The 24,033-nt window shown below is 61.3% G+C and carries 19 protein-coding genes; 13 read left to right on the top strand and 6 right to left on the bottom strand.

The window, feature by feature from the left end; genetic code table 11:
• Positions 1-55: 55 nt before the first annotated feature.
• The 3 genes from AB7E19_RS07575 to AB7E19_RS07565 form a co-directional block, all read right to left on the bottom strand.
• Positions 56-1,597 (bottom strand): TerC family protein, encoded by a 1,542-nt coding sequence (locus AB7E19_RS07575; RefSeq protein ID WP_322131861.1) that lies wholly within the window; start codon positions 1,595-1,597, stop codon positions 56-58.
• 638 nt (positions 1,598-2,235) lie between these two features.
• On the bottom strand, positions 2,236-2,763 hold the full coding sequence (locus AB7E19_RS07570) for a hypothetical protein (protein ID WP_322131862.1): 528 nt from the start codon (positions 2,761-2,763) through the stop codon (positions 2,236-2,238).
• Between the two features lie 357 nt (positions 2,764-3,120).
• On the bottom strand, positions 3,121-4,047 hold the full coding sequence (locus tag AB7E19_RS07565) for a cation diffusion facilitator family transporter (protein WP_322131863.1): 927 nt from the start codon (positions 4,045-4,047) through the stop codon (positions 3,121-3,123).
• Positions 4,048-4,216: 169 nt separating this feature from the next.
• Between AB7E19_RS07565 and ydiJ the strand changes: the two genes are divergently transcribed.
• The 8 genes from ydiJ to AB7E19_RS07525 all read left to right on the top strand — a co-directional run bounded on the left by ydiJ (position 4,217) and on the right by AB7E19_RS07525 (position 15,571).
• Positions 4,217-7,273, top strand: a complete 3,057-nt coding sequence (ydiJ, locus tag AB7E19_RS07560) for a D-2-hydroxyglutarate dehydrogenase YdiJ (RefSeq protein ID WP_322131864.1) — start codon at positions 4,217-4,219, stop codon at positions 7,271-7,273.
• Positions 7,273-7,761: a hypothetical protein gene (locus AB7E19_RS07555; RefSeq protein ID WP_161469642.1), complete on the top strand. Its 489-nt coding sequence runs from the start codon at positions 7,273-7,275 to the stop codon at positions 7,759-7,761. Before ydiJ ends, AB7E19_RS07555 begins: the two co-directional genes overlap by 1 nt.
• 126 nt (positions 7,762-7,887) lie before the next feature.
• On the top strand, positions 7,888-8,349 hold the full coding sequence (locus AB7E19_RS07550) for a hotdog fold thioesterase (RefSeq protein WP_103858442.1): 462 nt from the start codon (positions 7,888-7,890) through the stop codon (positions 8,347-8,349).
• A gap of 180 nt (positions 8,350-8,529) precedes the next feature.
• On the top strand, positions 8,530-10,428 hold the full coding sequence (locus tag AB7E19_RS07545) for a DEAD/DEAH box helicase (protein WP_029314717.1): 1,899 nt from the start codon (positions 8,530-8,532) through the stop codon (positions 10,426-10,428).
• Between the two features lie 330 nt (positions 10,429-10,758).
• Positions 10,759-11,241 carry a molybdopterin-binding oxidoreductase gene (locus AB7E19_RS07540; protein WP_039038761.1) on the top strand — a complete coding sequence of 161 codons (483 nt, stop codon included), beginning with the start codon at positions 10,759-10,761 and terminating at the stop codon, positions 11,239-11,241.
• A gap of 1 nt (position 11,242) precedes the next feature.
• Positions 11,243-13,159: a bifunctional diguanylate cyclase/phosphodiesterase gene (locus tag AB7E19_RS07535; RefSeq protein WP_322131865.1), complete on the top strand. Its 1,917-nt coding sequence runs from the start codon at positions 11,243-11,245 to the stop codon at positions 13,157-13,159.
• 208 nt (positions 13,160-13,367) lie between these two features.
• A complete protein-coding gene (locus AB7E19_RS07530) occupies positions 13,368-14,273 on the top strand; it encodes a LysR family transcriptional regulator (RefSeq protein WP_322131866.1) in 906 nt (301 codons plus the stop codon).
• Between the two features lie 104 nt (positions 14,274-14,377).
• A complete protein-coding gene (locus AB7E19_RS07525) occupies positions 14,378-15,571 on the top strand; it encodes an MFS transporter (protein WP_319921602.1) in 1,194 nt (397 codons plus the stop codon).
• A 63-nt stretch (positions 15,572-15,634) separates the two neighbouring features.
• Here AB7E19_RS07525 and AB7E19_RS07520 read toward each other — a convergent pair whose 3' ends face one another.
• Entirely contained in the window at positions 15,635-16,957 is a 1,323-nt protein-coding gene (locus tag AB7E19_RS07520; protein WP_039038758.1) for a Na+/H+ antiporter family protein, read from the bottom strand.
• Positions 16,958-17,183: 226 nt separating this feature from the next.
• A complete protein-coding gene (gene rnt, locus AB7E19_RS07515; RefSeq protein ID WP_322130896.1) occupies positions 17,184-17,846 on the bottom strand; it encodes a ribonuclease T in 663 nt (220 codons plus the stop codon).
• A 145-nt stretch (positions 17,847-17,991) separates the two neighbouring features.
• On the opposite strand from rnt, the gene AB7E19_RS07510 reads away from it, so the two are divergent.
• Both AB7E19_RS07510 and AB7E19_RS07505 read left to right on the top strand, forming a co-directional pair.
• Positions 17,992-19,965, top strand: coding sequence for a methyl-accepting chemotaxis protein (locus tag AB7E19_RS07510; RefSeq protein WP_322130895.1), 1,974 nt, complete (start codon positions 17,992-17,994; stop codon positions 19,963-19,965).
• Between the two features lie 68 nt (positions 19,966-20,033).
• Entirely contained in the window at positions 20,034-20,909 is an 876-nt protein-coding gene (locus tag AB7E19_RS07505) for a flagellar protein MotY (RefSeq protein WP_039038755.1), read from the top strand.
• A gap of 100 nt (positions 20,910-21,009) precedes the next feature.
• On the opposite strand, the gene suhB is transcribed toward AB7E19_RS07505, so the two are convergent.
• A complete protein-coding gene (gene suhB / locus AB7E19_RS07500) occupies positions 21,010-21,813 on the bottom strand; it encodes an inositol-1-monophosphatase (protein ID WP_039038754.1) in 804 nt (267 codons plus the stop codon).
• Between the two features lie 200 nt (positions 21,814-22,013).
• Here suhB and AB7E19_RS07495 point away from each other — a divergent pair, with 200 nt between their 5' ends.
• From AB7E19_RS07495 to AB7E19_RS07485, 3 genes are all read left to right on the top strand, one after another.
• Entirely contained in the window at positions 22,014-22,469 is a 456-nt protein-coding gene (locus tag AB7E19_RS07495) for a hypothetical protein (protein WP_039038753.1), read from the top strand.
• Positions 22,470-22,589: 120 nt separating this feature from the next.
• A complete protein-coding gene (locus tag AB7E19_RS07490; protein ID WP_322130861.1) occupies positions 22,590-23,198 on the top strand; it encodes a glutathione S-transferase family protein in 609 nt (202 codons plus the stop codon).
• A gap of 31 nt (positions 23,199-23,229) precedes the next feature.
• Complete coding sequence (locus AB7E19_RS07485) at positions 23,230-23,892, top strand: glutathione S-transferase family protein (RefSeq protein ID WP_039038751.1); 663 nt, start codon at positions 23,230-23,232, stop codon at positions 23,890-23,892.
• Positions 23,893-24,033: the final 141 nt, after the last annotated feature.

Below are 24,033 nucleotides of genomic sequence, written 5' to 3'. Positions count from 1 at the left end.
CGCGCCAGAAAAAAGAGGGCCAAGGGCCCTCTCTTGCTGTGATTGCCGCCGATGATCAAGGGGAGAGTGGGGTAACCCGTACTCGCTCGATGCGCCGCTCGCTCACGGCCATGACCTCGAAGCGGAACTGGCCGAGGTGCAACTGCTGACCGACGTCTGGCAGGCTGCCGAAGTGGGAGAGCAACATGCCCGCCAGGGTCACGTACTCGTCGCTCTCGCTCACCAGACCGTCGCAGTTCAGGGCCTGCTCCACCTGGTGGATGTTGGTGGTGCCGTGGATGAGCCAGTGCTCGCCCTCGCGCACCACATCGGGGGTCTCGTCCTCGTCCGGCAGTTCGCCGACGATGGCCTCCAGCAGATCGTGGTTGGTGACCAGTCCCTGGATGACGCCAAACTCGTCCGCCACCAGGATGAGGCTGCCCCTGGCCTGGCGCAGCTCCGCCAGCAGCCGGATCACGTTGATGGTCTGGGGCACGATGACGGGCTCGTTCTGTCTGGCAAGTGCTGCCAGGGACTGCCCCTCGTTGAGGGCAAACAGCAGATCCCGAGCCTTGACCACCCCGATGATCTCGTCCAGCTCCCCGTCACAGACCGGGAACAGGCTGTGGGGGGCCCGTTGCAGCAGGGCGCGGATCTCGTCCTCGCTGTCGCTCACGTCGATCCACTCCATCTCGGAGCGCGGGGTCATGATGGTGCGAATGGAACGCTCGGCCAGCGACAGCACGCCGCTCACCATGTAACGCTCCTCTTCACCGAAACCAGGGGGCAGGGGCTGAGCCTGCACCTCTTCTTCGTCCTCCTGCGGGTGGGTGGAGCGCTTGTTCCCCCCCATCAACTTGAAGATGGCGGCGGTGGTGCGCTCGCGCAGGGGCTGGCGCGCCTCGTGGCGCAGGGCACTGCGCTGGGCGAGCTGGTTGAAGAACTCGATGAGCACCGAGAAGCCGATGGCCGCGTAGAGGTAGCCCTTCGGAATGTGGAAGCCGAAGCCCTCCGCCACCAGGCTGAAGCCGATCATCAAGAGGAAGCTCAGGCAGAGCACCACCACAGTGGGGTGGGCGTTGACGAAGCGGGTCAGGGGCTTGGAGGCGAGCACCATCACTACCATGGCGATGGTCACGGCCGCCATCATGACGCCGAGGTGATCCACCATGCCGACGGCGGTGATGATGGAGTCCAGGGAGAAGACCGCATCCAGCACCAGGATCTGGGCGATCACCACCCCGAACCCGGCATAGACGCCGGTGCCGCCTTGCTCCTCGGGCTTGGCCTCGAGTCGCTCATGCAGCTCGGAGGTGGCCTTGAACAGCAGGAAGAGTCCGCCTCCCATCAGGATGAGATCCCGACCGGAGAAGGGGTGATCCCAGATGTGCAGCAGAGGAGCCGTGAGGGTGACCAGCCATGACATGATGGTGAGCAGTCCCAGGCGCATCAGCAGGGCCAGGGAGAGACCGATGATGCGCGCCTTGTCCCGCTGGGCGGGGGGCAGTTTTTTCACCAGGATGGCGATGAAGACCAGGTTGTCTATCCCGAGAACGATTTCCAGGATGATCAGGGTAAGCAGACCGACCCAGATTGACGGGTCCAGCAAGAATTCCATGTGATTGACCTCAATGAAGACAGATGCAGTGAATCGTGGTCACGGCGTGGCCGTGGTGATGGAGACGATCGCTTCAGAGGCGTTGGTTGAGCAGGTACAGATAGGCTTTGATGGGAAAAGACGAAGGGCTACTTCGGGGATTGTCCATGATGGGCAATAAAACCTCGGGTCAAAAGTGAGCCCTGATGATAACGACTCGCCGCCATTTGGCAAGGGGGCTGTCAGGGGGACGCGACGAGGGGATTGCCGACGGGAGAGGCAAGGTAAAGGGGCATTGATGCGCAGCCAAGTTTGACTGGAGATAAAAGAGCAACACATTGACACGATCACAAATATAGGTGCTGAACAAGGAAAATAAACGATCTGATACCAACAACCGGATTCATCAGGCTCATATATATCCATTATTTTTGTAATAATTTGTTTCAGGGGGAAATATTGCGGCTGTGTCATGGGAGAAAGAAGGAATAGAGGGGGTTATGGTGTTTGATATGGAGTTATTATTCTAAATTTAACTTGTTCGCCACCAACTAATTCACATGGATCATATATTTTACGTATAAAAAGCAAGGAGGCCCAGGCCTCCTCGTTTGCGCTCACACGGGTTGTTTCAGGGGACGTTAACCCTGGTCGTCAGGTCAATTGCCGGTATAGGCCGCGCCCTGAACATGCCCCTTCTTGTCGCTTAGACAGGACCAGGGGGCATCGGCACCCGGCACCTTGATGGTGACGCCAACCCCGGCTTCCGAGTCCATCACGTCGGTCACCTGCAACTTGCTCTGGGCCACCTTGGTCTTGGCGGAGACCGCTTGCAGGCAGGCTTTCTCGGCGAGGCTGCCCTTGTGGGCAGGGGCTGAGGCAGTGGCTGCAGCAGGGGCCGCAGAGGAGCCTGACTGGCAGGTACCCGAGCCTTTTTTGCTGGTGTAGGAGACATCGTACTGGCCCCCGGTGTTGCTGATGGAGAGGGTGACGCCGGCACCCTTGGCCTCGTAGAACTCCTCGCTGTACTTCTTGAGTTTGGCCTCCTTGCCATTGATATAGACGGGGCCACCTTCATCGCTGTGCATCTGGATTTGACCCGGGCACTGATAATTCAACTGTGGAATGGCGGCGCTCGCCGCACCCGCCATGGCCAGGGTTATGGCAGCGATCAGTACTTTCTTCATGGACATTACCTCAACTGTTTAATGATACGAGATTTATTATTTTATTTTTCCGGTTAACAACAATTCCATTGCCAGGCAGAAAATAGCCTTCATCCCTGATCGGAATAAATAGCGGCGGCACTTTATTTTAGCAACGAATTTTTATTATTTTTCCCTGGGATGAAAGTGAATATTGATCCGGAAGGGGTGGCAAACGTTTTCTCATAGCGGGCTGAACGGAACAGGGGGAAGGCGCGAGGAGTGAGGGGGTAAGCAGGATGGGGCCTCGACAGAGGAGGGAACTTGGCGGCGGTTGCGCCGGGAGTCATGACGCGGGGCGACTGGGCCCCGCGTTGCAGCGCGATGACGAGCGCCGGATCAGAGCCAGCGTTTCTCGCGGGTGAAGCAGACCGACAGCCAGGCGTCTCCCAGGGTGTCGCCGAGGCGGGACCAGAGCTCCTGGCGCAGGGCATCCTGGCGCTCGACGGGCCACTCCTGGCCGGGGGCCACCAGGATGTTGAGCTCGAGATCGAAGCGGCGGCCGCTTTTCGCCAGGTGGCTGTAGCATTCGATGCCATGGCGCTGGCGCAGGGCCTCGATCTCGTGTTCGACTCGCTGCTTGACCTCTCCCTTGGGGGCGATCCTCAGCACCTCCCGCAGGTTGCGACCGAGCACCTTGATGGGAATGAGGATGGCGCACAGGGCCAGCAGGGAGACCAGCATGGGGTCTATGTAGCGGTTGTAGTGGCCGTAACCCAGGGTATCGAGCCCGATGGCGACCAGAAAGCCGATGAGCAGGGTGGCGCTGAGCAGGGTGTCCACCAGCCACTCCTTGGAGTCCACCCGCACCAGCTCGGAGTTGACCCGCTCGGCCACGTCGGCCTCGATGAGATAGAGGATGCTGCAGAAGAAGGTGGAGACGACGGCATAGATGAGGGCGTGGCCGAGATCGATCTCCCGTCCGCCCGCCAGCAGGGAGGTGATGCCGCCATAGAGGGCACCGAGGCAGAGCAGCAGAATGATGGCGCCGTTGATGACGTTGGCGATGGGTTCGAAATGGGCGTAGCCGTATTGGAAACGGGCGTCGGAGGGGCGGGTAACCAGGTAGGCGGTGATGAGCCCAAGGCCCGTCATGCCCATGCTGAACAGGGTGAAGATGCCGTCCAGCATGATGGCGTTGGAACCGACGAACAGACCATAGCCGATCCCGAAAATGGCAAAGGTGATGCAACCAAACAGCGACAGGGTCAGGGCCTGTTTTTCGGTGCGAATAAGCGTACTGATAACATGGCTGTAGTGAGCCATAAAAGTCCTCCTTTCAAATGGTGAAGATTGCGCGCGCAAGCGGTTTTCTAGCTGATATACTGCCCGCTCACATGTGAGCGGACTGGTTCGGACACCCGCAAAGAGGCAGGTCCGAACGGTCGTTGTCGCCGGAATGCCGGCATCAAGCAAAGGATGGGAACAAGGATTCATGATCCCGAGACTCGATTACCAGGACAGTTTGTCACCTACAACCCTGCAGTTTCTTGAGTTGCTGGCACGATCAGCATTTCGTGGTGATATCGAAAAGTCTTATGCAAGCCGGTTGGCGATGGCGACGGATAACAGCGTCTATCAGGTCGTACCTCAGGCGGTTCTCTATCCGCGCAGCGCGGATGACATAGCGGTGATGCTCAAGCTGGCTCAGGGGCCAGAGTACGCAACCTTGAGTTTCTTCCCTCGCGGCGGCGGTACCGGCACCAATGGCCAATCCTTGGGCGGCGGCATTATCGTCGATCTCTCGCGCCATATGAACCAGATCATGGAAATTAATCTGGAAGAGGGCTGGGTGCGGGCCCAGGCCGGGGTGGTCAAAGATCAGCTCAACGCCTACTTGAAACCCCACGGCTACTTCTTCTCGCCGGATCTCTCCACCTCCAACCGCGCCACCCTGGGCGGCATGGTCAACACCGACGCCTCGGGGCAGGGGTCGCTGGTGTACGGCAAGACCTCGGATCATGTGCTCGGCCTCAAGGCCGTGCTGGAAAACGGCGATCTCATGGCGACCGAGCCGGTGACCGGCCAGCGTCTGGCGGACAAGCTGGCCCTCGAGAACCGGGAGGGGGAGATCTATCGCACCCTCTATCGCATCGGCCGCGAGCGGCGCGCCGACATCGAAGCCACCTTCCCCAAGCTCAACCGCTTTCTGACCGGTTACGATCTCAAGCACCTCTATCAGCCCGATACCGACACGCTGGATGTGAGCCGGGTGCTGTGCGGCTCGGAAGGCTCTTTGGGCTTCATCACCGAAGCCCGCCTCAACATCACCCCCATCCCGCGCTACCGCACCTTGGTCAACGTCAAGTACGACAGCTTCCCCTCCGCGCTCAGAAATGCCCCCTTTATGGTCGAGGCCCACGCCCTGTCGGTGGAGACGGTGGACTCCCGGGTGCTGGGACTGGCCCGCGCCGACATCATCTGGCACTCGGTGAAGGATCTCATCCAGGATGTGCCCGGCAAGGATCTGCAGGGGCTCAACATCGTCGAGTTTGCCGACACCGACGAGGATGCACACAAGGCCAAGGTGGAGGAGCTGTGCCGGCGCATCGACGGCCTGCTGTCGCGTGGTGAAGCCGGGGTCATTGGCTATCAGGTGTGCGACCACCTGCCGAGCATCGAGACCATCTATGGCATGCGCAAGAAGTCGGTGGGGCTACTCGGCAACGCCGAGGGGCGCAAGAAGCCGGTGGCCTTCACCGAAGACACCGCCGTGCCGCCGGAATCCCTGGCGGACTTCATCATGGAGTTTCGCGCCCTGCTGGACGCTCACGGCCTTGACTACGGCATGTTCGGCCATGTCGATGCCGGGGTGCTGCACGTGCGCCCGGCGCTGGACTTGTGCGATCCCGAGCAGGAGGTGCTGCTGCGGCGCATCTCCGATCAGGTGGTGGCGCTCACCGCCAAATACGGCGGCCTGATGTGGGGGGAGCACGGCAAGGGCTTTCGCTCCGAATACAGCCCCGCCTTCTTCGGCGAGCTGTGGGAAGAGCTGCAACGGGTCAAGGGGGCGTTCGATCCGGCCAACCGCATCAACCCGGGCAAGATCTGCATGCCTTATGGCAGCGGCGCTTCGCTTGTCTCGGTGGACGGGCCCAAGCGCGGCAAGTTCGACCGCCAGATCCCGATTGCCGTGCGCGAGAGCTATACACGGGCGCTGGATTGCAACGGCAACGGTCTGTGTTTCACCTTCGAGACCGACTCCCCCATGTGCCCCTCGGTCAAGATCAGCCGCGACCGCCGTCACTCCCCCAAGGGGCGGGCCGGCCTGATGCGTGAATGGCTGCGCCAGTTGTCGGAGCAGGGCTTCGATCCCCTTGCCGAAGAGGTGGCGCTGCAAAGCGGGGGTCTGCGCTTCAAGCAGATCGTCGACAAGTTCCGCAATACGGTGGCCCGCGCCCGGGGCGAGTATGACTTCTCCCACGAGGTGATGGAGGCGATGGAGGGGTGCCTTGCGTGCAAGGCATGCACCAGCCAGTGCCCCATCAAGGTGGATGTGCCCACCTTCCGAGCCCGCTTCATGCAGCTCTATCACAGCCGATATCTGCGCGGCCCCAAGGATTACTTCGTGGGCACGGTAGAAAGCTATGCGCCCCTGCTGGCCAAGGCCCCCAAGCTGGTCAACTTCTTCCTCGAAAAAGAGTGGGCCCAGAAGGCGACCGAGAAGAGCATCGGCATGGTGGATGTGCCGCTGCTCTCCGTGCCGACCCTGGCCGAGGAGCTGCGGGATCACCGCGCCCGCTATTTCGATCTGCCGGGCCTCGAGGCCATGAGCCCCGAGCAGCGCCAAAAAGTGGTGCTCATCGTGCAGGATCCCTTCACCAGCTACTACGACGCCCCCGTGGTGCGTGACCTGGTGAAGCTGGCCAGCAAGCTGGGTTATCAGCCCTACCTGCTGCCGTTCAAACCCAACGGCAAGCCTCAGCACGTGAAGGGATTCCTGCGCGCCTTCGCCCGCACTGCTGCCAGCAGCGCCCAGTTCCTCAACAAGGTGGCAGCCCTCGGCATCCCCATGGTGGGGGTCGACCCCTCTCTGGTGCTCTGCTACCGGGACGAGTACGTGAAGGCGCTCGGCCCCGCCCGCGGCGATTTCCAGGTGCTGCTGCCCCAGGAGTGGCTGCTCTCCCTGCCTGCCGAGGCGCTGCCGCTGCGGGAAGAGGTTGGCACCGACCCCTGGTATCTGTTTGCCCACTGCACCGAGAAGACCGCCAAGCCCACCACCCACGGTGATTGGAGCACCCTGTTCGGCCGCTTCGGTGCACGTTTGCAGCCGGTGTCGGTGGGTTGCTGCGGCATGGCGGGCACCTATGGTCACGACGCCAAACAGGTGGAGAACTCCAAGGGGATCTACGGTCTGAGCTGGGCCGAGCCCCTGGCTCGCCTGCCGCAAGCCCGTTGTCTGGCCACCGGTTATTCGTGCCGCAGCCAGGTCAAGCGGATGGAGGGGGAGAAGCTCAAGCATCCGCTGCAGGCCCTGCTGGAACTGCTCTGATGCTCCACTTTCCCAAGGGATTCCGGGTGCCAAAGGCCTATCGGCACCCGCATTTTCTGTTGCTCCCCACCACGCCGTCCCAGGCCGTGGTGGAGTTTGTCGCCATCCTGCGCGAGCGGGATCAGCTCCATCAGCTGTTTCGCCCGGACGATGTGTGGCCCTCCGCCAATTTCAGCCTGAGTCAGCACGAGGCCGACTTGGAGTGGCAGCACTCCGAGTTTCTGGCCAAGCGCTCCTTTGCCTATGGCCTCTGGAGCCCGGACAGGGAGCCCCGCTTCTGGGGCGGGGTTTACCTCTATCCGTCGGTGCTGCCGGAGGTGCAGGTGGAGCTCTTCTTCTGGAAGGTGGCCGAGGCGCCGCTCACTGACAGCGAACTCGAAGCCGAACTGCGCACCTGGCTCGGCAAGGTATGGCGCTGGTCCGAGCCGCGCCTGCCGGGGCGGGACGGTCCCTGGGCCGAGTGGCCAGGGGTGACCTATCCCTGGTGAGGGCAAACCTCGATGCAAGATGCCCCGGCGTGGGCATCTTTTTTTTTGCGCCTTTTTCGCCGACACTGCTGGTTTGCCGCTACAGCGCAGCGATAACCCGTTGATCACGCAAGGAGTCCGCTCACCATGAGTCAAGAAAGCAGCCCCATCTGGCGCAAACCCATGAGCCTGGAGGGGCTCAACGCCAGCTCCCGCAACACCCTGATGGCCCACCTCGACATCGTCTACAGCGCCTTTGGCCCCGACTGGCTGGAGGCCACCATGCCGGTGGATCACCGCACCCATCAACCACTCGGCATGCTGCACGGCGGCGCCTCCGTGGTGCTGGCGGAAACGCTGGGATCGCTTGCGGCCAACATGGCGGTCGGGGAGGAGAGTTACTGTGTGGGGCTGGAGGTCAATGCCAACCACCTGAGGGCCAAGCGGGAAGGGGTGGTGACGGGGCGCTGCAGCCCGCTGCATCTGGGGACCACGACTCAGGTGTGGCAGATCGAAATTCGGGATGAACGTGGTCGTTTATTGTGCACCAGCCGATTGACCATGGCGGTGCTCAAGCACAAGCGGGACAAGGACTCTGGCGAAGCGTGATCCGCAATAACGCATCATGAGTGAAAAATAAGCAAGCCATAGTCGCGAGATCCCTCTATAATTGCCAACGTCTTGAGACACCTATCACATTTTTCAAGACAGCAGAACAAAGTGGCGCTATAATCGCCGCCTTTTTGCTATTCCGCGGTGTTAGCCGCCTGCCTTAATCTGGAAGAATCTATGTCTGATACCGAACAACTGCCCCTTTTTAGTGAGCTTGGACTGGCCGCGCCTGTATTGAAAGCGCTGCAGGACGTGGGCTATGAGCGCCCGTCTCCCATCCAGGCCGCAGCAATTCCCCACCTGATGGCGGGACACGATCTGCTGGGGCAGGCACAAACCGGTACAGGGAAGACCGCTGCTTTTGCCTTGCCTCTGTTGTCTCGTCTGGAAGCTGGTAACCGCAACACCCAGATCCTGGTGCTGGCCCCGACCCGCGAGCTGGCCCTGCAGGTGGCTGAGGCGTGCCAACGCTATGCCCACCACATGCCCGATTTCCACGTGCTGCCCATCTACGGCGGCGCTTCCTACGAAACCCAGACCCGCGCCCTGCGCCGCGGTGCTCAGGTTGTCGTGGGTACCCCGGGCCGCGTGATGGACCTGATCCGTCGCAAGAACCTGGACCTCTCCGGTCTGAAAGCCCTGGTGCTGGACGAAGCGGACGAAATGCTGCGCATGGGCTTCATCGACGACGTGGACTGGATCATGGATCAGTGCCCGGCCGGTCGTCAGGTTGCCCTGTTCTCTGCCACCATGCCGGAGCAGATCCGTCGTGTTGCCCAGAAGCACCTGAAGCAGCCCAAAGAGATCAAGATCGCCTCCAAGACCGCGACCGCAACCACCATTCGTCAGCGTTACTGGCAGGTGACCGGTCTGCACAAGCTGGACGCCATGACCCGTCTGCTGGAAGTGGAATCCTACGAAGCCCTGCTGGTGTTCGTGCGTACCAAGAACGCCGCCGAAGAGCTGGCAGGCAAGCTGGCTGCCCGTGGTCACGCCTGTGAAGCGCTGCACGGTGACATCCCGCAGAAGCTGCGTGAGCGTACCGTCGACAAGCTGCGTCAGGGCCAGCTGGACATTCTGATCGCCACCGACGTGGTCGCCCGCGGTCTGGACGTTGAGCGCATCACCCACGTGGTGAACTACGACATCCCCTACGACACCGAATCCTATGTTCACCGTATCGGCCGTACCGGCCGTGCTGGTCGCAAGGGTGAAGCCATCCTGTTCGTGGCGCCGCGCGAGCGTCGCATGCTGCGTGCCATCGAGCATGCCACTCGTCAAGCCATCGAGCCGATGAAGATGCCGAGCACCGAGGACATCAACCAGCACCGTCTGGCCAAGTTCAAGGAGCGCATCCGCGAAACCATGATGGGTGAAGAGCTCGAGATCTACCACAACCTGGTGAACGAGCTGATCGAAGAAGATTCTGCCGATCCGCTGGAGCTGGCTGCCGCACTGGCCAAGCTGGTACAGGGCGACCAACCGCTGCTGCTGGATGACTCCATTCCGGATCCGGTGTTCAACGCCGGCAACGATCGCGGTGGCTTCGAGCGTCGTGAGTTCAACGACCGTGGCGGTCGTGACTTCGGTGACCGTGGCGATCGTCCGGCCCGTCGCATGCCGTCCCTGGAGCCGCGTCCGCTGAAAGACAACCCGGACGTGGAGATGGAGCGCTACCGCGTCGACGTGGGCGCCCATCACGGCGTCAAGCCGGGCCAGATCGTGGGTGCCATCGCCAACGAAGCGAACATCGAGAGCCGCTTCATCGGCAACATCGACATCGCCGATGACTTCTCCACCGTCGATCTGCCCAAGGGTATGAGCGCCGAGGTGCTGGAAGTGATCAAGAAGGCCCGTGTCTGCCAGCGTCCGCTGCAGATCACCCGTTACACCGAAGTGCCGGCCGGTGGCAACACTGCTCCCCGTCCGCCCCGTGGTGATCGTCCGTTCCGTGGCGACCGTCCTTTCAACAAGGATCGCCGTCCCCAGGGTGACCGTCCCTTCAACAAGGATCGCCGTGAAGGCGGTTTCGACAAGGGTCGCAAATTCGGTGGCAACAAGCGCCGCGACAGCTAAACCCTGACTGCACTGATGAGAAGGCCGCTCCATGGAGCGGCCTTTTTTGTGTCTGTTTTTCAGATGCGTAGCGAAGACTGTCACCTTTTTCCGGCCGTGGCGGGCACCCGGTTTGATGAGGAGCCAGTGAAAGAAAAATGGTGCAATCCATTTGCCTGGGGGTGGCGCCTGGTGTCATTCTTTGGGAAGCGATTGGGTACTTTTGGAAGGCGCAGAGATAGTTGGTGGTTGCAAACGACTGCGACTTTGGTCTGAAGGTGCATTCTGTTGTTTGCATATGAGTCAGCAGAGTGAGATGAATAAATAAACCGTATGACAGGGAGGTGCGTGATGGGCAAGTGGCTTGGCAAGGTGTTGCTGATATCTGGATGGCTCGTGTCGGGTATGGTGTTGGCGGAGGAGCCCTTCTTCAGAATTGCGGGGGCGGGGTGCTGCAATGGCAAGGGGGAGGTGGTGCTGACCCGTGCCGAGTTTGAGGCCTTGCCGCAGACGGAGGTTAAGACAGGGACGCCCTGGACCGAAGGGGAGCACCTCTATCGCGGGGTGTTGCTGCGGGACCTGGTCAGGATCTACGGTCTCAAGAGCCAGGAGGTCAAGGCCCTCGCGGTCAATGAATACTGGGCCGCACTGCCGCTGGAAGACGGGGAGAAGTACCCGGTACTGGTGGCCGAGAAGCAGGATGGCAAGGCTCTGACCCTGCGCAACAAGGGGCCGCTCTGGGTCATTTATCCCCTCACCGACCATCCCGAACTCAACAAGGAGCTCTATCACAGCCGGATGGTGTGGCAGCTGACGGCGCTGGAGAGCAAATAAGATGCTGCGCGGCAAGTTCTTGAGCCTGATCCTGATGGTGACCACCTTTTTGGGGGTGACCCTCTGGTCGGTCTGGAACTATGACCGCGCGTTCAATGCGGTTACGCGTTACACCCAGCTCTCCGCCTGGGCATTGGCCCAGCTTGAGCTGGAGATCCACGCCTTCGAAGAAGGTTTGAAGCTCTATCGTGCTGGTGCCGCCAGCCGGGAGGAGATGAACAAGCGCTTTGACATTGCCTGGAACCGGCTCGATGTCTTCCTGCACGGGGAGGAGGCAAAGTCGGTCAGGGCCCGATTCGGCGCGGACAAGGCGGTCGGCAAGATCCTCGCCCTCTTCGAACGCTATGAGCAGGATGTGGTGCAAGGGGAGCCGGATTCCCCCGCACTCAAGATGTTCACGGCCGCACTCGATGACGAGATGCGCGGGGTGCGGGACGTGATGGTGAAAAACTTCACCGGGCCCTCTGCCATCGCCCAGCGTGAGCTGCTCAACGAATCGAGAACCCAGAACTTCTTCATCCTGGGATTTCTGATGCTGGCGACCATGGTGATGTTGATGGTGCTGTTTCGCGAAGTGCGCCGCCAGCATTTTCTGGCGTGGAACGATCCCCTCACCCGTCTCCCCAACCGGGCGGCGCTCATCAAGCACCTCCAGCAGTGGACCAGCCACCCCGGGCGGCGCAGCAGCATCACCGTCTGCCTCATGGATCTGGGGCATTTCAGGGAGGTCAATGACAGTCTGGGTTACGAAGTGGGGGACGCCTTGCTCAAACGGCTTGCGGAGCGGATCCGCGCCGCCTCTGGCCAGGGGATCTTCGTTGCCCGAACCGGCAGTGACGAGTTCACCCTCATCATCACCGGCACTATGCCCACCTATCTGCGCTTCCCGTTTCTGGAGCAACTGCGCAGCGAGCTGGCGGATCTGGTGTTTGCCGCCGATCCGGCGCACCGGGTGCGGGTCTTCATGGGCACCAGCCAGTACGTGAAACCGGATCATTCACCGGAAGAGATGCTGCTGTTTGCCGATATCGCCCTCGACAGCGCCAAGCGCAAACGGCTGAATCGCAATGTGCTCTTCTCCAGCAGCATGTATCAGCACTATCAGCGCAAACGCCGGCTGTCGACCGAGCTGCGGGAGCTTATCCATTGCCCGCAATGCCCGCAACTGGCCCTTTACTATCAGCCCATCGTGCGCGGCCAGAGTGTGGTGAGGCTGGGGGCCGAGGCGCTGATCCGCTGGCATCATCCGGAATATGGCTTTATTGCCCCCCTCGACATCATCTCGCTGGCAGAAGAGAACGGGTTGGGCGAGGCGCTCGGGGGCTGGATCATCCGGCGCATGCAGCTCGATCTGTCCGGCTTCCCGGAGGAGGTGCTAGCACCGCTCGAGATCTCCATCAACCTCTCCAACTCCATGTTCAACATGGGGTTGGCCAGGGAGATTGAAGAGAAGATGGGTGATGGTCCGTTGGGATTGCACCAGTTGATAGTGGAGCTGACCGAAACCATCGCCCTCGATGACATCGCCCTCAGCAAGCAGATCATTCACTCCCTGCGCCAGATAGGGGTGCGGGTGGCCCTCGATGACTTCGGGACCGGCTGGTCCTCGTTCTCTTACCTGCGTGAACTCTATTTCGACAAGCTCAAGATAGACAGATCCTTTATCACCGCGATCGACAGTGACACCCGGCAGGCGCTCTTCGTCGAGACCATCACCACCCTCTCTCATCAGTTGGGGGTGCGTGTCGTGGCAGAAGGGGTGGAAAACAGCGATGAGCTCAAGGCGGTGCTCACCATAGGGGTGGATGAGATCCAGGGTTATTTCTACTCGCGTCCCTTGCCGCTGCCGGAGTTCATGCAGTTCTGTCACCGCTATTTCGCCCACAGCGCCGCCATTCAGGAAGTGGCACTGGGGTAGCCTTGGGGCAATCGAGCCCCTGTAGCCTTGTCTTCGAGTCCCTCTGTTCGATTGTTCCTGGTTGATATTTCATCCCGACACCTTTCTCCCATGGCAGGACCGCCCATGACGTGGCTTTATTGTGCCTCCTGCCAGAACGAGGGTGCGAGAGGACAGGCCCGGTGCTACCTTGTGCCACGAACAGTGCCACAGGACAGAGGAGCCATAAATGGATCGCTTGGGGGTGATGGAGGTGTTCGTGCTGGCGGTGGAGACCGGCTCGTTTTCGGCGGTGGCCCGCCGACTGGGGATGGGGCAACCCACGGTTTCCAGATTGATTGCCCAGCTTGAGGCGCACCTTGGTAGCCGCCTGTTGCTGCGCTCGACCCGGGGGCTGGCGCCTACCGAGGCCGGAGAGGCCTACTATCTGCGGGCGAGAGAGATCCTGGCCCAGGTCAACGAGGCCGATGCCATGGTGCAGCAATGCCGGGCGGGCCTGAGCGGACGCCTGCGGGTGAGCGCTCCCGTCACTTTCGCCCGCCTGCATATCATTCCCCATCTTGCCGGTTTTCTGGCGGCTCACCCGGGACTGGATCTGGAGATCCTGCTGGATGACGGTAATGTGGATCTCATTTCGGCGGGCATCGAGGTGGCTCTGCGGATCGGCAAACAGGCCGACTCGTCGCTGGTCGCCCGCTGCCTCGCCCGAAGCGACATGCGGGTGTTGGCGACGCCGGCCTATCTGGCCGCCAAAGGAGAGCCTGAGACCCCTCAGGCCCTGCAACAGCATGACCTGGTGCTTTACAGTCCACGGCCCGGAATGGGGCAGCAGTGGCGATTTCGCCGTGGCGTCGAGGAGAAGGTGGTTTCCGGAGAAGGCAGGCTGATGGTCTCGGCGGCCGAAGGCATGCGCGCCGCCGTGCTGGCAGGACTGGGGCTCGGTATCGCCTCGGAGTGGATGTTTGCCCCCGAGCTTGCCCGCGGCGAGGTGGTGGCGGTGCTGCCCGAGTGGCAACTGCCCATGCAGGAGCTCTGGACCCTGCTCCCGGCAGGTCGCCAGCCTGGTGCCAAGGCGAGCGCCTTTCTGGCATTCGTGACCGGCCTGCCCGGCGTGGGGCATACGCCAGCGGAATAACTGTTATGGTCCCCACCGCTCTACTGGTGGCGACGCTCCCCGGGTAGGCTGTGCGCATGGGGCCCGTATCCTGGCGGGAGCCCTTCTACCACGAGGAGAAGATCATGAGTACATCGCCTTCTGCCGGAGGGGCCGCAACCCCCGGCCCCTCCCTGCTCTTCGCCATGGCCCTGTCATGCGGCCTGGCAGTTGCCAACATCTACTACAACCAGCCCATGCTGGCGGTGATGGCGCAGGACTTTCCCGGGCACTCGGGCATGCCATTGATCGCCATGCTGACCCAGCTTGGCTATGCCATGGGTCTGCTTTTGCTGGTGCCGCTTGGCGATGTGGTCGAGCGCCGCTGGCTCATTCCGGGGCAGTTTGCACTGATCGCGCTGGCTTCCCTGCTGGCGGCCACGGCCACGAGTGCCACCACCTTGATGCTGGCCTCCGTCCTGCTCGGCATCGGGGCCACGGCTGCCCAGCAGATAGTTCCGGTGGCGGCGACCCTGGCAGATCCCGCCCGCCGTGGTGCCGTGGTCGGCAGCGTGATGAGCGGCCTGCTGGCCGGGATACTGCTCAGCCGAACGGTCGCCGGCCTGGTCACCGCCTATGGCAGTTGGCGCGCCATGTTCTGGCTGGCCATTCCCCTGGCCCTGTCGGGGGCCCTGCTGATGGCCAGGATGATACCGTCCGGATTGCCGCGCTCTCCCCTCGGTTATGGCCGTCTGCTTCATTCTCTGGTCGGTCTGTGGCGCGAGGAGCCCGCCTTGCGCCGCGCGACCCTGACCCAGGCCTTGCTGTTTGCCTCCTTCAGCGCCTTCTGGACCGTGCTGGCGTTCTACCTGGCCGAACCTGCCTATGGGTTGGGGGCCGACATGGCGGGTCTGTTCGGCGTCATCGGGGTGGCTGGGGTGGTGGCGGCCCCTCTGGCAGGCCGGATGGCGGATCGGTTGGGGGCCAGACCAGTGGTATTGGCCGGTGCCGTGCTGGTGGTGCTTGCCTGGATCTGCTTCGAGCTGTGGCTCTCTCTGGCCGGGCTGGCGTGCGGGGTCATCTTGCTGGATCTCGGAGTGCAGAGCGCACTCATCGCCCATCAGCAGCGCATCTATGGTCTGAGACCTGAGGCCAGGGGGCGCATCAATACCCTCTTCATGACCGGCATGTTCCTGGGGGGAACCCTCGGCTCCAGCCTGGGGATGCTGGTCTGGCAACAGGGACACTGGATCGGGGTGGGAGCAGCCGGCATGGGGTTGGCCCTGGTGGCCTGTCTCTGCGCCCTGGCCGGCAGGCGGGGACTGCAACCGGCCATCTGAGGCATGTGCAAGACAAGAAAGGCGACCCCGGGGTCGCCTTTTGTCTGTCTGCTCGGGATGGATTCAGAGCACCATGGCGGCAATCCAGCCGAAGATCACCAGGGGGATGTTGTAGTGGATGAAGGTTGGCACCACGCTGTCCCAGATGTGGTCGTGCTGACCGTCGGCATTGAGGCCCGATGTGGGGCCGAGCGTCGAGTCGGAGGCGGGGGAACCCGCGTCCCCCAGCGCGCCCGCGGTGCCCACCAGGGCGATGGTCGCCATGGGCGAGAAGCCGAGGTGGATGCACAGGGGCACATAGATGGTGGCGATGATGGGCACGGTGGAGAAGGAGGAGCCGATCCCCATGGTGATGAGCAGGCCCACCAGCAGCATCAGGAAGGCCGCCAGTCCCTTGTGACCTGCCATCATGCTGGAGACGGACTGCACCAGACTCTCCACCCCGTGGGTCTCCTTCATGACGGCGGCGAAGCCTGCGGCCGAGATCATGATGAAGCCGATGAGGGACATCATGCGCACACCCTGGGTGAAGGCATCCTGGCTCTCGCGGAATTTGATGACGCCGCCGCAGGTGAAGATGATGAAGCCTGCGAGCGCCCCCAGCACGATGCTGTTGGTCATCAGTTGCAGGCCGAGTGCCACGGCGATGGCCAGCAGGGCGACCCAGATGTGGTTGAGATTGAGCTCGACCGTCTCGGGTTCGGCGGCCAGGATCTTCTCCAGATCATACTGACGCGGCTTGCGGTAGCTGAAGAAGACGGCGATGAGCAGGCCGAGGAACATGCCGAATACCGGGATGGCCATCGCCAGGGGCAACTGGCTGAATTCCACCGGTACGCCGTTGTCGACGAGATTCTTGGCCAGGATGTTGTTCAGGAAGATGCCGCCAAAGCCCACCGGCAGCAGCATGTAGGTAGCGGTCAGGCCGAAGGTGATGACGCAGGCCACCTGACGGCGGTCGATCTGCATCTGGGCCATGACATGCAGCAGCGGCGGGATCAGGATGGGAATGAAGGCGATGTGCACCGGGATCAGGTTCTGGGAGGAGATGGAGACCGCGAGCACCGAGGTGAGCAGCAGGCTCTTGACCCAGAGAATGCGGGTGCTGCTGGCATCCTTGCCGAGCTGGTTGATGACCTTGCGGGCCAACAGATCGGTGATGCCGGAGCGGGAGATGGCTACCGCGAAAGCCCCCAGCATGGCGTAGGAGAGGGCGATTTCTGCACCGCCGCCCAGGCCGCCGGTGAAGGTGCTGAGGGTCTGCTCGAGGGAGAGTCCGCCGAGCAGGCCACCCACGATGGCACCGATGGCGAGGGAGACCACCACATTGATCCGCAGCAGGCTGAGCACCAGCATCAGCGCCACCGCGATAACAACAGGATTCATTTGATTTCCTTATGGATTGTGTTGCTGTCAGTCGTGTGAAAGCCAGCTAGTTTGCGAAAAACAGGCTAAATGTCGAGAAAAAAATCGGCAGATCCCGGCCAAGGGACGCATCTTCTGCTGGCGGTGAACGGGAACCGGGAAAATGGCCCTTATTCCTTGCCCAGACAGGTCCCCTCATGCAGACAGGCTGCCATGGGCAGCCTGTCTGGGCAGGGGCTGGGAGTGTTCAGCCCTCGTCTTCGGTGTCCGTCGTTTCATCCGGGTTGGCCAGAGGCCAGCCTCCCAGGCTCTTCCAGCGATTGACGATGTGGCAGAAGAGCTCTGTGGTGCGCTCGGTGTCGTAGAGGGCCGAGTGGGCCTCTTTGTTGTCAAAGGGGATATTGGCGCTCTGACAGGCCTTGGCCAGCACCGTCTGCCCCAGGGCAAGACCCGAGAGGGCGGCGGTGTCGAAGGTGGCGAAGGGGTGGAACGGATTGCGCTTGAGGCCGGCCCGCTGGGCGGCGGCCATCACGAAGCCGTGGTCGAAGGTGGCGTTGTGGGCCACTATGATGGCGCGACCACAATCCTGCTCCTTCATGCCCTTGCGCACTCCCTTGAAGATCTCGGTGAGTGCTTCTTTCTCGTCCACCGCGCCCCGCAGCGGGTTGAAGGGGTCGATGCCGGTGAACTCCAGCGCCGCTTTCTCCAGATTGGCGCCCTCAAAAGGCTGGACATGAAAATGGAAGATCTGGTCAGGGACGAGCCAGCCCTGCTCATCCATCTTGAGGGTGTGGGCGGCTATTTCCAGCAGGGCATCGGTCTTGGCATTGAATCCGGCGGTTTCAACATCGATGACGACGGGGTAAAAGCCGCGAAAACGGCCCTTGAGGGTGTGAACGGCGTCGGTCATGGTATCTCGGTCGGCGTGAAAGGAGGCGGCATTATGGCAAAAAAGCGTGCCCTTGTCCCTTATCTGCCGCCATGGGACGGCAAGAGGGCCATTTTGAAACACCTGTGCTTATAATGGGCGACGTCAACCATGGAGGGAGAGGACGATGAAGAAGCTGGGATTGGCACACAAGATGATGTTGGTGGTCTGTCTGCCGCTGTTGGCCCTGCTGTTTTTCTCCGGCCGGTACGTCTATGAACGTTATCGGGTCGAACAGGAGATGAGCGGCGCCCTGGTCGCGCTGGCGGTGGTAAAGGAGGCGGCGCAGCTGGCCCATGAGCTGCAACGGGAGCGCGGCATGTCGGCCGGCTTCCTCGGCTCTGGCGGCAACAAGTTTCGCGATGCGCTGCCTGCCCAGCGCAAGGTGGTGGACAGCCTGTTGCAGCGTTTTCATCAGGATCCTGCCTTGCTGGCGCTGACCGAGGTGCAGCAGGGAGTGGCGGGACTCACCGCCATGCGTGAGCGGGTCAGCGCCCTGGGGGTCGAGGTGGCGGAACAGGTCGGCTTCTATACCCGCCTCGTGACTGCCTTGCTGGCGGTAGTGGACAAGATAAGCGTCGACAGCATGGATGCCACCATCGCCCTGCAGACCAATGCCTACGCCGCCTTCCTGCAGAGCAAGGAGCGTGCGGGGCTGGAGCGGGCGACGCTCAGCAACGTCTTTGGCCGTGACAGCTTCACGCCTGCGCTGTTGCAGCAGTTCATCTCCCTGCTGGCGGCCCAGAACACCTATCTCGAACGTTTCCAGGCGGTGGCGAGTCCCGCCCAGCGTCAGTTGCTGCACGACAGCCTCACCTCACCCGTGGTGGCCAAGGTGGCCGCCATGGAGAAACTGGCCCTGGACAAGGCGGCCAGCGGTGGTTTTGGTGTCGATGCGGAGGCCTGGTTTGCCTTGAGTACCGACAAGATAGGCCTGCTCAAGGAGATAGAAGACAGCCTCTATCAGCAGCTCTTCGAGCGGGTGGAACAGATGCGGGTCGGGAGTGCCAGTGACTTCTGGTGGGGGGCGGCTGGCGTGTTGCTGTGCATCGTCCTGACCACCTTCGTCTGCTGGCGGGTAGTGCGGGATCTGCATCTGGGCTTCATGGCCCTGCACCAGACCTTCAAGAGCCTGGTGCAGGAGAACGACCTGACCGTGCGGGTCGACTGGCGATCCGGCGATGAGCTGGGGGCCCTGGCGCGGGATCTGAACCATTTCCTCGGGCACCTGGAGAGTTTGCTGCTGGCTGTGCGCCACTCCTGTGACGTGCTGATACGCAGCGCCGCCAGCTCTGCCGAGGTCATTGCCGAGGTGAATGCCGGCGTAGTCAGGGGATGCGGGCAGGTGGATCTGGTGGCGACTGCCGCCACCGAGATGGCATCGACTGTCGCGGAGATTGCCCGCAACGCAACCCAGACCTCCCAGGCGACTCAGCAGGCCATCGGCCGGGCGAAGCAGGGTGACAAGGAGGTGGATCAGACCATCCACACTATCCAGCAGGTCGCGGGTACCCTGAGTGATACCCAGCAACTGGTGGACAGCCTGCATCAGGATACCGAATCGGTGGGCGAAGCGCTCAACCTCATCAAGCAGATCTCGGACAGAACCAACCTGCTGGCCCTCAATGCCGCCATCGAGGCGGCCCGTGCCGGTGAATCCGGGCGCGGCTTTGCAGTGGTGGCCGACGAGGTGAGAGCGCTTGCCTCCCGTACCCAGCAGGCGGCGGATGACATAGAGCGGATGCTGGGCCGCTTGCGCCAGGGGGCCAACGAGGCGGTGGCTGCCATGCACACGGGCACCGAACAGGCTGACCTTAGCGTGACGGAGGCCAAGCGGGCGGGGAGCGAGCTGACCGACATCGTCAACGAGGTGCGCAAGGTGAGCGACATGACGGCCCAGGTGGCCACCGCCACCGAGGAGCAGCGTTATGTGACCGACGACATCCAGCAAAACGTGATGACCATCCGTGACGTGTATGAGGCCCATCGCCAGCACTCCCATACCCTGCAACAACACAGTGCCGAACTGGATGCCCTGGCCCGGGACCTGGCGGGACGCATCGCCAGCTTCAAGCTGATGGCCCCTTCTTCCCCCCACTGAGCGTTTTGACCTAAAGCTTGTCCTGCCGCTGCCGATAGATAATTCGAGATAGTGTGGAGGACAAGCCGTTGAATGCTTGGGTGTTGGGGTTGATCAGCATATCAGTGAGTATGCAGTTGCAGGCGGGTGTGACCGAATTTGGCGCCGGTCTGGATCAATCCGTCTGGCGCCTGACCTCTGATACCCAGGTGGAGTGCAGGCTGGAGCATCCTATTCCCCGCTGGGGAACCGGGGCCTTTGTCAGCCGGGCCGGGCGCAAGATCAATCTGGATTTCGAGCTCAAGGGGCAGCGACCCCAGGCGCGTACCCAGACAGTGAGCCTCGGGATCATGCCCCCCAGCTGGCGTCCCGGGGTGGCCGGGCGTCAGATCAGCCAGTTGCAGTTCTATCAGCAGTTTGACGGCCTGGTGGCGGGGCAGACCGCCTGGACCATGCTGGACGAGCTGGAAGGAGGGCGTATGCCGACTTTCCAGTATCGCGACTGGTATCGTCAGGACAGGCCGGTGCGGGTATCGCTCTCGTCGGTCAATTTCAGGGTGAAGTACCAGGCGTTCATGGACTGCCTGAGTGGCTTGCTGCCCTACAGCTTCAACGACATCGCCTTCAGCGTGCTCTCCTATGACAAGAACAGCGATCAGTTGTCACCGGCCTCCAAGCGGCGGCTGGCGATGATCGGTGACTATGTGAAGGCAGACAAGAGCATCGATGTGGTGGTGATCGACGCCTACAGCGACAGCTATGGCGGCCGCTGGCCAAACCAGAAGCTCTCCGAGAAGCGAGCGGATGCCATCAAACAGGTGTTTGTGGATCTCGGCATCGAGGAGGGCAAGATCTCGGTGGAAGGGCACGGTGAGAAACAGCACGTGGCCTCCAACGAAACGGAAGCTGGCCGAGCCAAGAACCGCCGGGTGGTGATCAACATGGGACGCAACGGCACTATCTGATCCCGTTGAGTCATCGAGAGGGGCGGGATTTTCGCTGTAGTCAGGAATAAAAAATGCCAGTCGGCGAACCGACTGGCATTTTTTTCACGGGTATCCGGGATTACTTGGCCAGGGATTCCGGCAGGTTTTCACGGATCTTGCCGAGCATCTCTTTCAGCACGCGGGGGTTGGCCACCACGATGTTGCCGGAGTTTTCGTAGTTGTGACCACCGACGAAGTCGGTGACGATGGCGCCGGCTTCTTTGGCCAGCAGCTCACCGGCGGCGGTGTCCCAGGGTTTCAGGCCGATTTCCCAGAAACCGTCGACGCGGCCAGCGGCCACATAGGCGAGATCCAGCGCGGCGGAGCCAGCACGACGGATGTCTGCACACTCGATGAACATGCTCTGGAACATCTTCAGGTAGGGTTCGATGTGGTGCTTCTGCTTGAACGGGAACCCGGTGGCCAGGATAGTGCCGGAGAGCTCTTTGGCCTTGCCGACACGGATGCGGTAGCCGTTCAGCTGGGCGCCGCTGCCGCGGGTGGCAGTGAACAGCTCGTCACGGATGGGATCGTAGACAACGGCTTGTTCGGTCTTGCCCTTGACGCGCAGAGCGATGGAAACGGCAAAGTGCGGAATGCCTTTGACCAGGTTGGTCGTGCCATCCAGTGGGTCGATGATCCATTGGTAGTCCGGATTGGTACCGGCAATCTCGCCAGACTCTTCAGCAACGATGCTGTGTTCCGGGTAAGATTTTTTGATGGTGTGAATGATGGCCGCTTCGGCGTCACGGTCAACGTTGGTCACGAAGTCATTGCTGCCTTTCTGGATAACCTCGATGTTCTCGGGTTGAGAAAAGGCTTTTACTACTACTTGACCGGCGTTGCGCGCAGCGCGCACGGCGATATTCAGCATCGGATGCATAGGTTCACCACTGGATGTTAAAGAACGGGGGATAAAAGGACGCGACATCTTACCAAGATATTCGGGAATAGCAACTGCTATGCCCTCATTCGGTCAGGGTGGTGACTGACAAATCTGACGGCTCCAATAAAGACCTGTAATCAACTAGTCTTATCGCGACAGCCGGATAACAGGCTGTGGTGAGCATAGGGATATGAGCCATGAATCTGTCATTAGTCAGTCAGAAACCGTCGTCGCCGACGACTCTGGGTGTGTTGGCCGCACTGCGTGCCGCCAGCGAAGAGAGCGATTATGTCACCGAGGTCCGGGTGGCGCAGCCCCAGCAGTGGCAACCGTCGAAGGACGAAGCGGCGATCCTGCTGCTGGAAGAAGAGGGGGCTGCCTGGCCTGCTCCGCTCTGGCCTGCAGGAGGCAGTGCACTGGGATTGCCGGTGCTTCCCCTGTTGGTGCATCGACAGTATGAACATCCTCCACAGGGGCCGGATGTCCGGGATCCGCATTTTTATTTCGTTTCCAACGGTATTCTGCTGGATGAGGCCGAACTGGCGGATCCTGCCTGCAGCCTGGTGCTGCAAAGCAAGTTTGAATCCTATTTTCCGCTGCTTTCCCGTCTTATCTTGCTGCGCCAGCGCCAACCAGGGGTACTGAGCAGCTAATCATCTCCCCCTCGATGCGGGCTGTTCAAGCGGCACAATATTTGTCATAACTGACCGACATTGTGCCGCTTTGCTATGGCCTGTGCAGCGGCTCACTGTGTGTTCGTCGACGGAGGTGACATGAAGGTTTATGAGCTGAGACGAGCCCCCAATGCCCGTCGGGTCAGAATGTTTCTGGCGGAGAAGGGGATCGAGATGGAATATCAACAGGTCGATCTGGGGGCGGGGGAAAACCTGGCGCCCGCCTTTTTGACCAAGAACCCGGCCGGGCGCATTCCTGTGCTGGAACTCGATGACGGAACCTGTCTGAGTGAAACCCTGGCCATCTGCCGCTATTTTGAAGAGCTCCACCCCGAGCCGAACCTGTTTGGCAGCACCGCGCTGGAGCGCGCCACCATAGAGATGTGGAGTCGCTTCATCGATTTCAACCTCTGGTTGCCGACCGGTATGGCGTTTCGTCATATCACCGGTTTTTACAAAGACCGGGAGCGGGTCTTCCCCGAATGGGGGGAGGAGTGCAAGCAACAGGCTCAGATCTGGTTTGACAAGCTCGATGCCCGTCTTGCCGAGGTGCCCTATATTGCGGGGGAACGCTTCACCATCGCCGACATTCTTGCCCTCTGTACCATTGATTTTGGCAAGGTGGTCGGCCTGCGCATCACCCCCGAACAGCACCATTTGCAGGACTGGCATGACCGGGTGAGTGCCAGGTCCAGCGCCCAGGCCTGATCCTTTCCCCTGAACGTTCAAGGAGTCCAAGATGATAGAGTTGTACACTGCCGCCACGCCCAACGGGTTCAAGGTGTCGATCGCCCTCGAAGAGCTGGGGCTGCCCTACAAGGTCATTCCCCTTGATTTCGCGACCATGGAGCAGAAGAAGCCCGAGTTCCTGGCCATCAACCCCAATGGCCGCATCCCGGCCATCGTCGATCGGGACAACGGTGACTTCGCGGTGTTCGAGTCCGGCGCCATCCTTATCTATCTGGCGGAAAAAACCGGCAAGTTGCTGCCGCAGGATCCCAAGCGCCGCTCCCAGGCCATCCAGTGGCTGATGTTCCAGATGGGGGGCGTCGGTCCCATGATGGGGCAGGCCAACGTCTTCTATCGCTATTTCCCCGAGAAGATCCCGGCCGCCATCGAGCGTTACCAGAAGGAGGGGCGACGCCTGTTCGAGGTGCTCGACGGTCATCTGGCACACCATGAGTATCTGGCGGACGAGTACAGCATCGCCGACATCGCTACCTGGCCCTGGGTGCGCATCCACGACTGGAGTGGTATCTCCATCGAGGGGTTGGTGCATTTGCAGGCCTGGATGGCACGCATGGAAGCCAGGCCCGCCTGCCAGAAGGGCATCACCATTCCACCGCGCAATGAGAGCCCCGAGGATCAGGTCAAGCGGGCGCAGCAGATGGTGACTCGCTGACGCCATCATGATGGCCCTGACGGGCCATCTTTTTTATTCCCCTTTGACTCCCCGTTGTTTGACGATCTGCATCGCAGTCGCTTTTTGTCTTTCAAATAAGCCATTTATCAAAAATCAAAAGTCATTCTCCCTGATTAATTG

Origin of the sequence: Aeromonas sp. (genome assembly GCF_050252055.1) — a bacterium.
Classification (GTDB): Bacteria; Pseudomonadota; Gammaproteobacteria; order Enterobacterales; family Aeromonadaceae; genus Aeromonas; species Aeromonas caviae.
Note: the sequence above shows the minus strand (reverse complement) of the source record. Positions and strands in the feature narration are given on the sequence as shown.

What these genes read in the sequence shown, in the direction of transcription:
- AB7E19_RS07570 (WP_322131862.1), bottom strand. Translation starts at nt 2,763, where the DNA reads ATGAAGAAAGTACTGATCGCTGCCATAACCCTGGCCATGGCGGGTGCG.
- AB7E19_RS07525 (WP_319921602.1), top strand. Translation starts at nt 14,378, where the DNA reads ATGAGTACATCGCCTTCTGCCGGAGGGGCCGCAACCCCCGGCCCCTCC.
- AB7E19_RS07565 (WP_322131863.1), bottom strand. Translation starts at nt 4,047, where the DNA reads ATGGCTCACTACAGCCATGTTATCAGTACGCTTATTCGCACCGAAAAA.
- AB7E19_RS07550 (WP_103858442.1), top strand. Translation starts at nt 7,888, where the DNA reads ATGAGTCAAGAAAGCAGCCCCATCTGGCGCAAACCCATGAGCCTGGAG.
- AB7E19_RS07555 (WP_161469642.1), top strand. Translation starts at nt 7,273, where the DNA reads ATGCTCCACTTTCCCAAGGGATTCCGGGTGCCAAAGGCCTATCGGCAC.
- AB7E19_RS07535 (WP_322131865.1), top strand. Translation starts at nt 11,243, where the DNA reads ATGCTGCGCGGCAAGTTCTTGAGCCTGATCCTGATGGTGACCACCTTT.
- rnt (WP_322130896.1), bottom strand. Translation starts at nt 17,846, where the DNA reads ATGACCGACGCCGTTCACACCCTCAAGGGCCGTTTTCGCGGCTTTTAC.
- AB7E19_RS07575 (WP_322131861.1), bottom strand. Translation starts at nt 1,597, where the DNA reads ATGGAATTCTTGCTGGACCCGTCAATCTGGGTCGGTCTGCTTACCCTG.
- AB7E19_RS07545 (WP_029314717.1), top strand. Translation starts at nt 8,530, where the DNA reads ATGTCTGATACCGAACAACTGCCCCTTTTTAGTGAGCTTGGACTGGCC.
- AB7E19_RS07485 (WP_039038751.1), top strand. Translation starts at nt 23,230, where the DNA reads ATGATAGAGTTGTACACTGCCGCCACGCCCAACGGGTTCAAGGTGTCG.
- AB7E19_RS07495 (WP_039038753.1), top strand. Translation starts at nt 22,014, where the DNA reads ATGAATCTGTCATTAGTCAGTCAGAAACCGTCGTCGCCGACGACTCTG.
- AB7E19_RS07540 (WP_039038761.1), top strand. Translation starts at nt 10,759, where the DNA reads ATGGGCAAGTGGCTTGGCAAGGTGTTGCTGATATCTGGATGGCTCGTG.
- AB7E19_RS07530 (WP_322131866.1), top strand. Translation starts at nt 13,368, where the DNA reads ATGGATCGCTTGGGGGTGATGGAGGTGTTCGTGCTGGCGGTGGAGACC.
- AB7E19_RS07510 (WP_322130895.1), top strand. Translation starts at nt 17,992, where the DNA reads ATGAAGAAGCTGGGATTGGCACACAAGATGATGTTGGTGGTCTGTCTG.
- ydiJ (WP_322131864.1), top strand. Translation starts at nt 4,217, where the DNA reads ATGATCCCGAGACTCGATTACCAGGACAGTTTGTCACCTACAACCCTG.
- AB7E19_RS07490 (WP_322130861.1), top strand. Translation starts at nt 22,590, where the DNA reads ATGAAGGTTTATGAGCTGAGACGAGCCCCCAATGCCCGTCGGGTCAGA.
- AB7E19_RS07520 (WP_039038758.1), bottom strand. Translation starts at nt 16,957, where the DNA reads ATGAATCCTGTTGTTATCGCGGTGGCGCTGATGCTGGTGCTCAGCCTG.
- suhB (WP_039038754.1), bottom strand. Translation starts at nt 21,813, where the DNA reads ATGCATCCGATGCTGAATATCGCCGTGCGCGCTGCGCGCAACGCCGGT.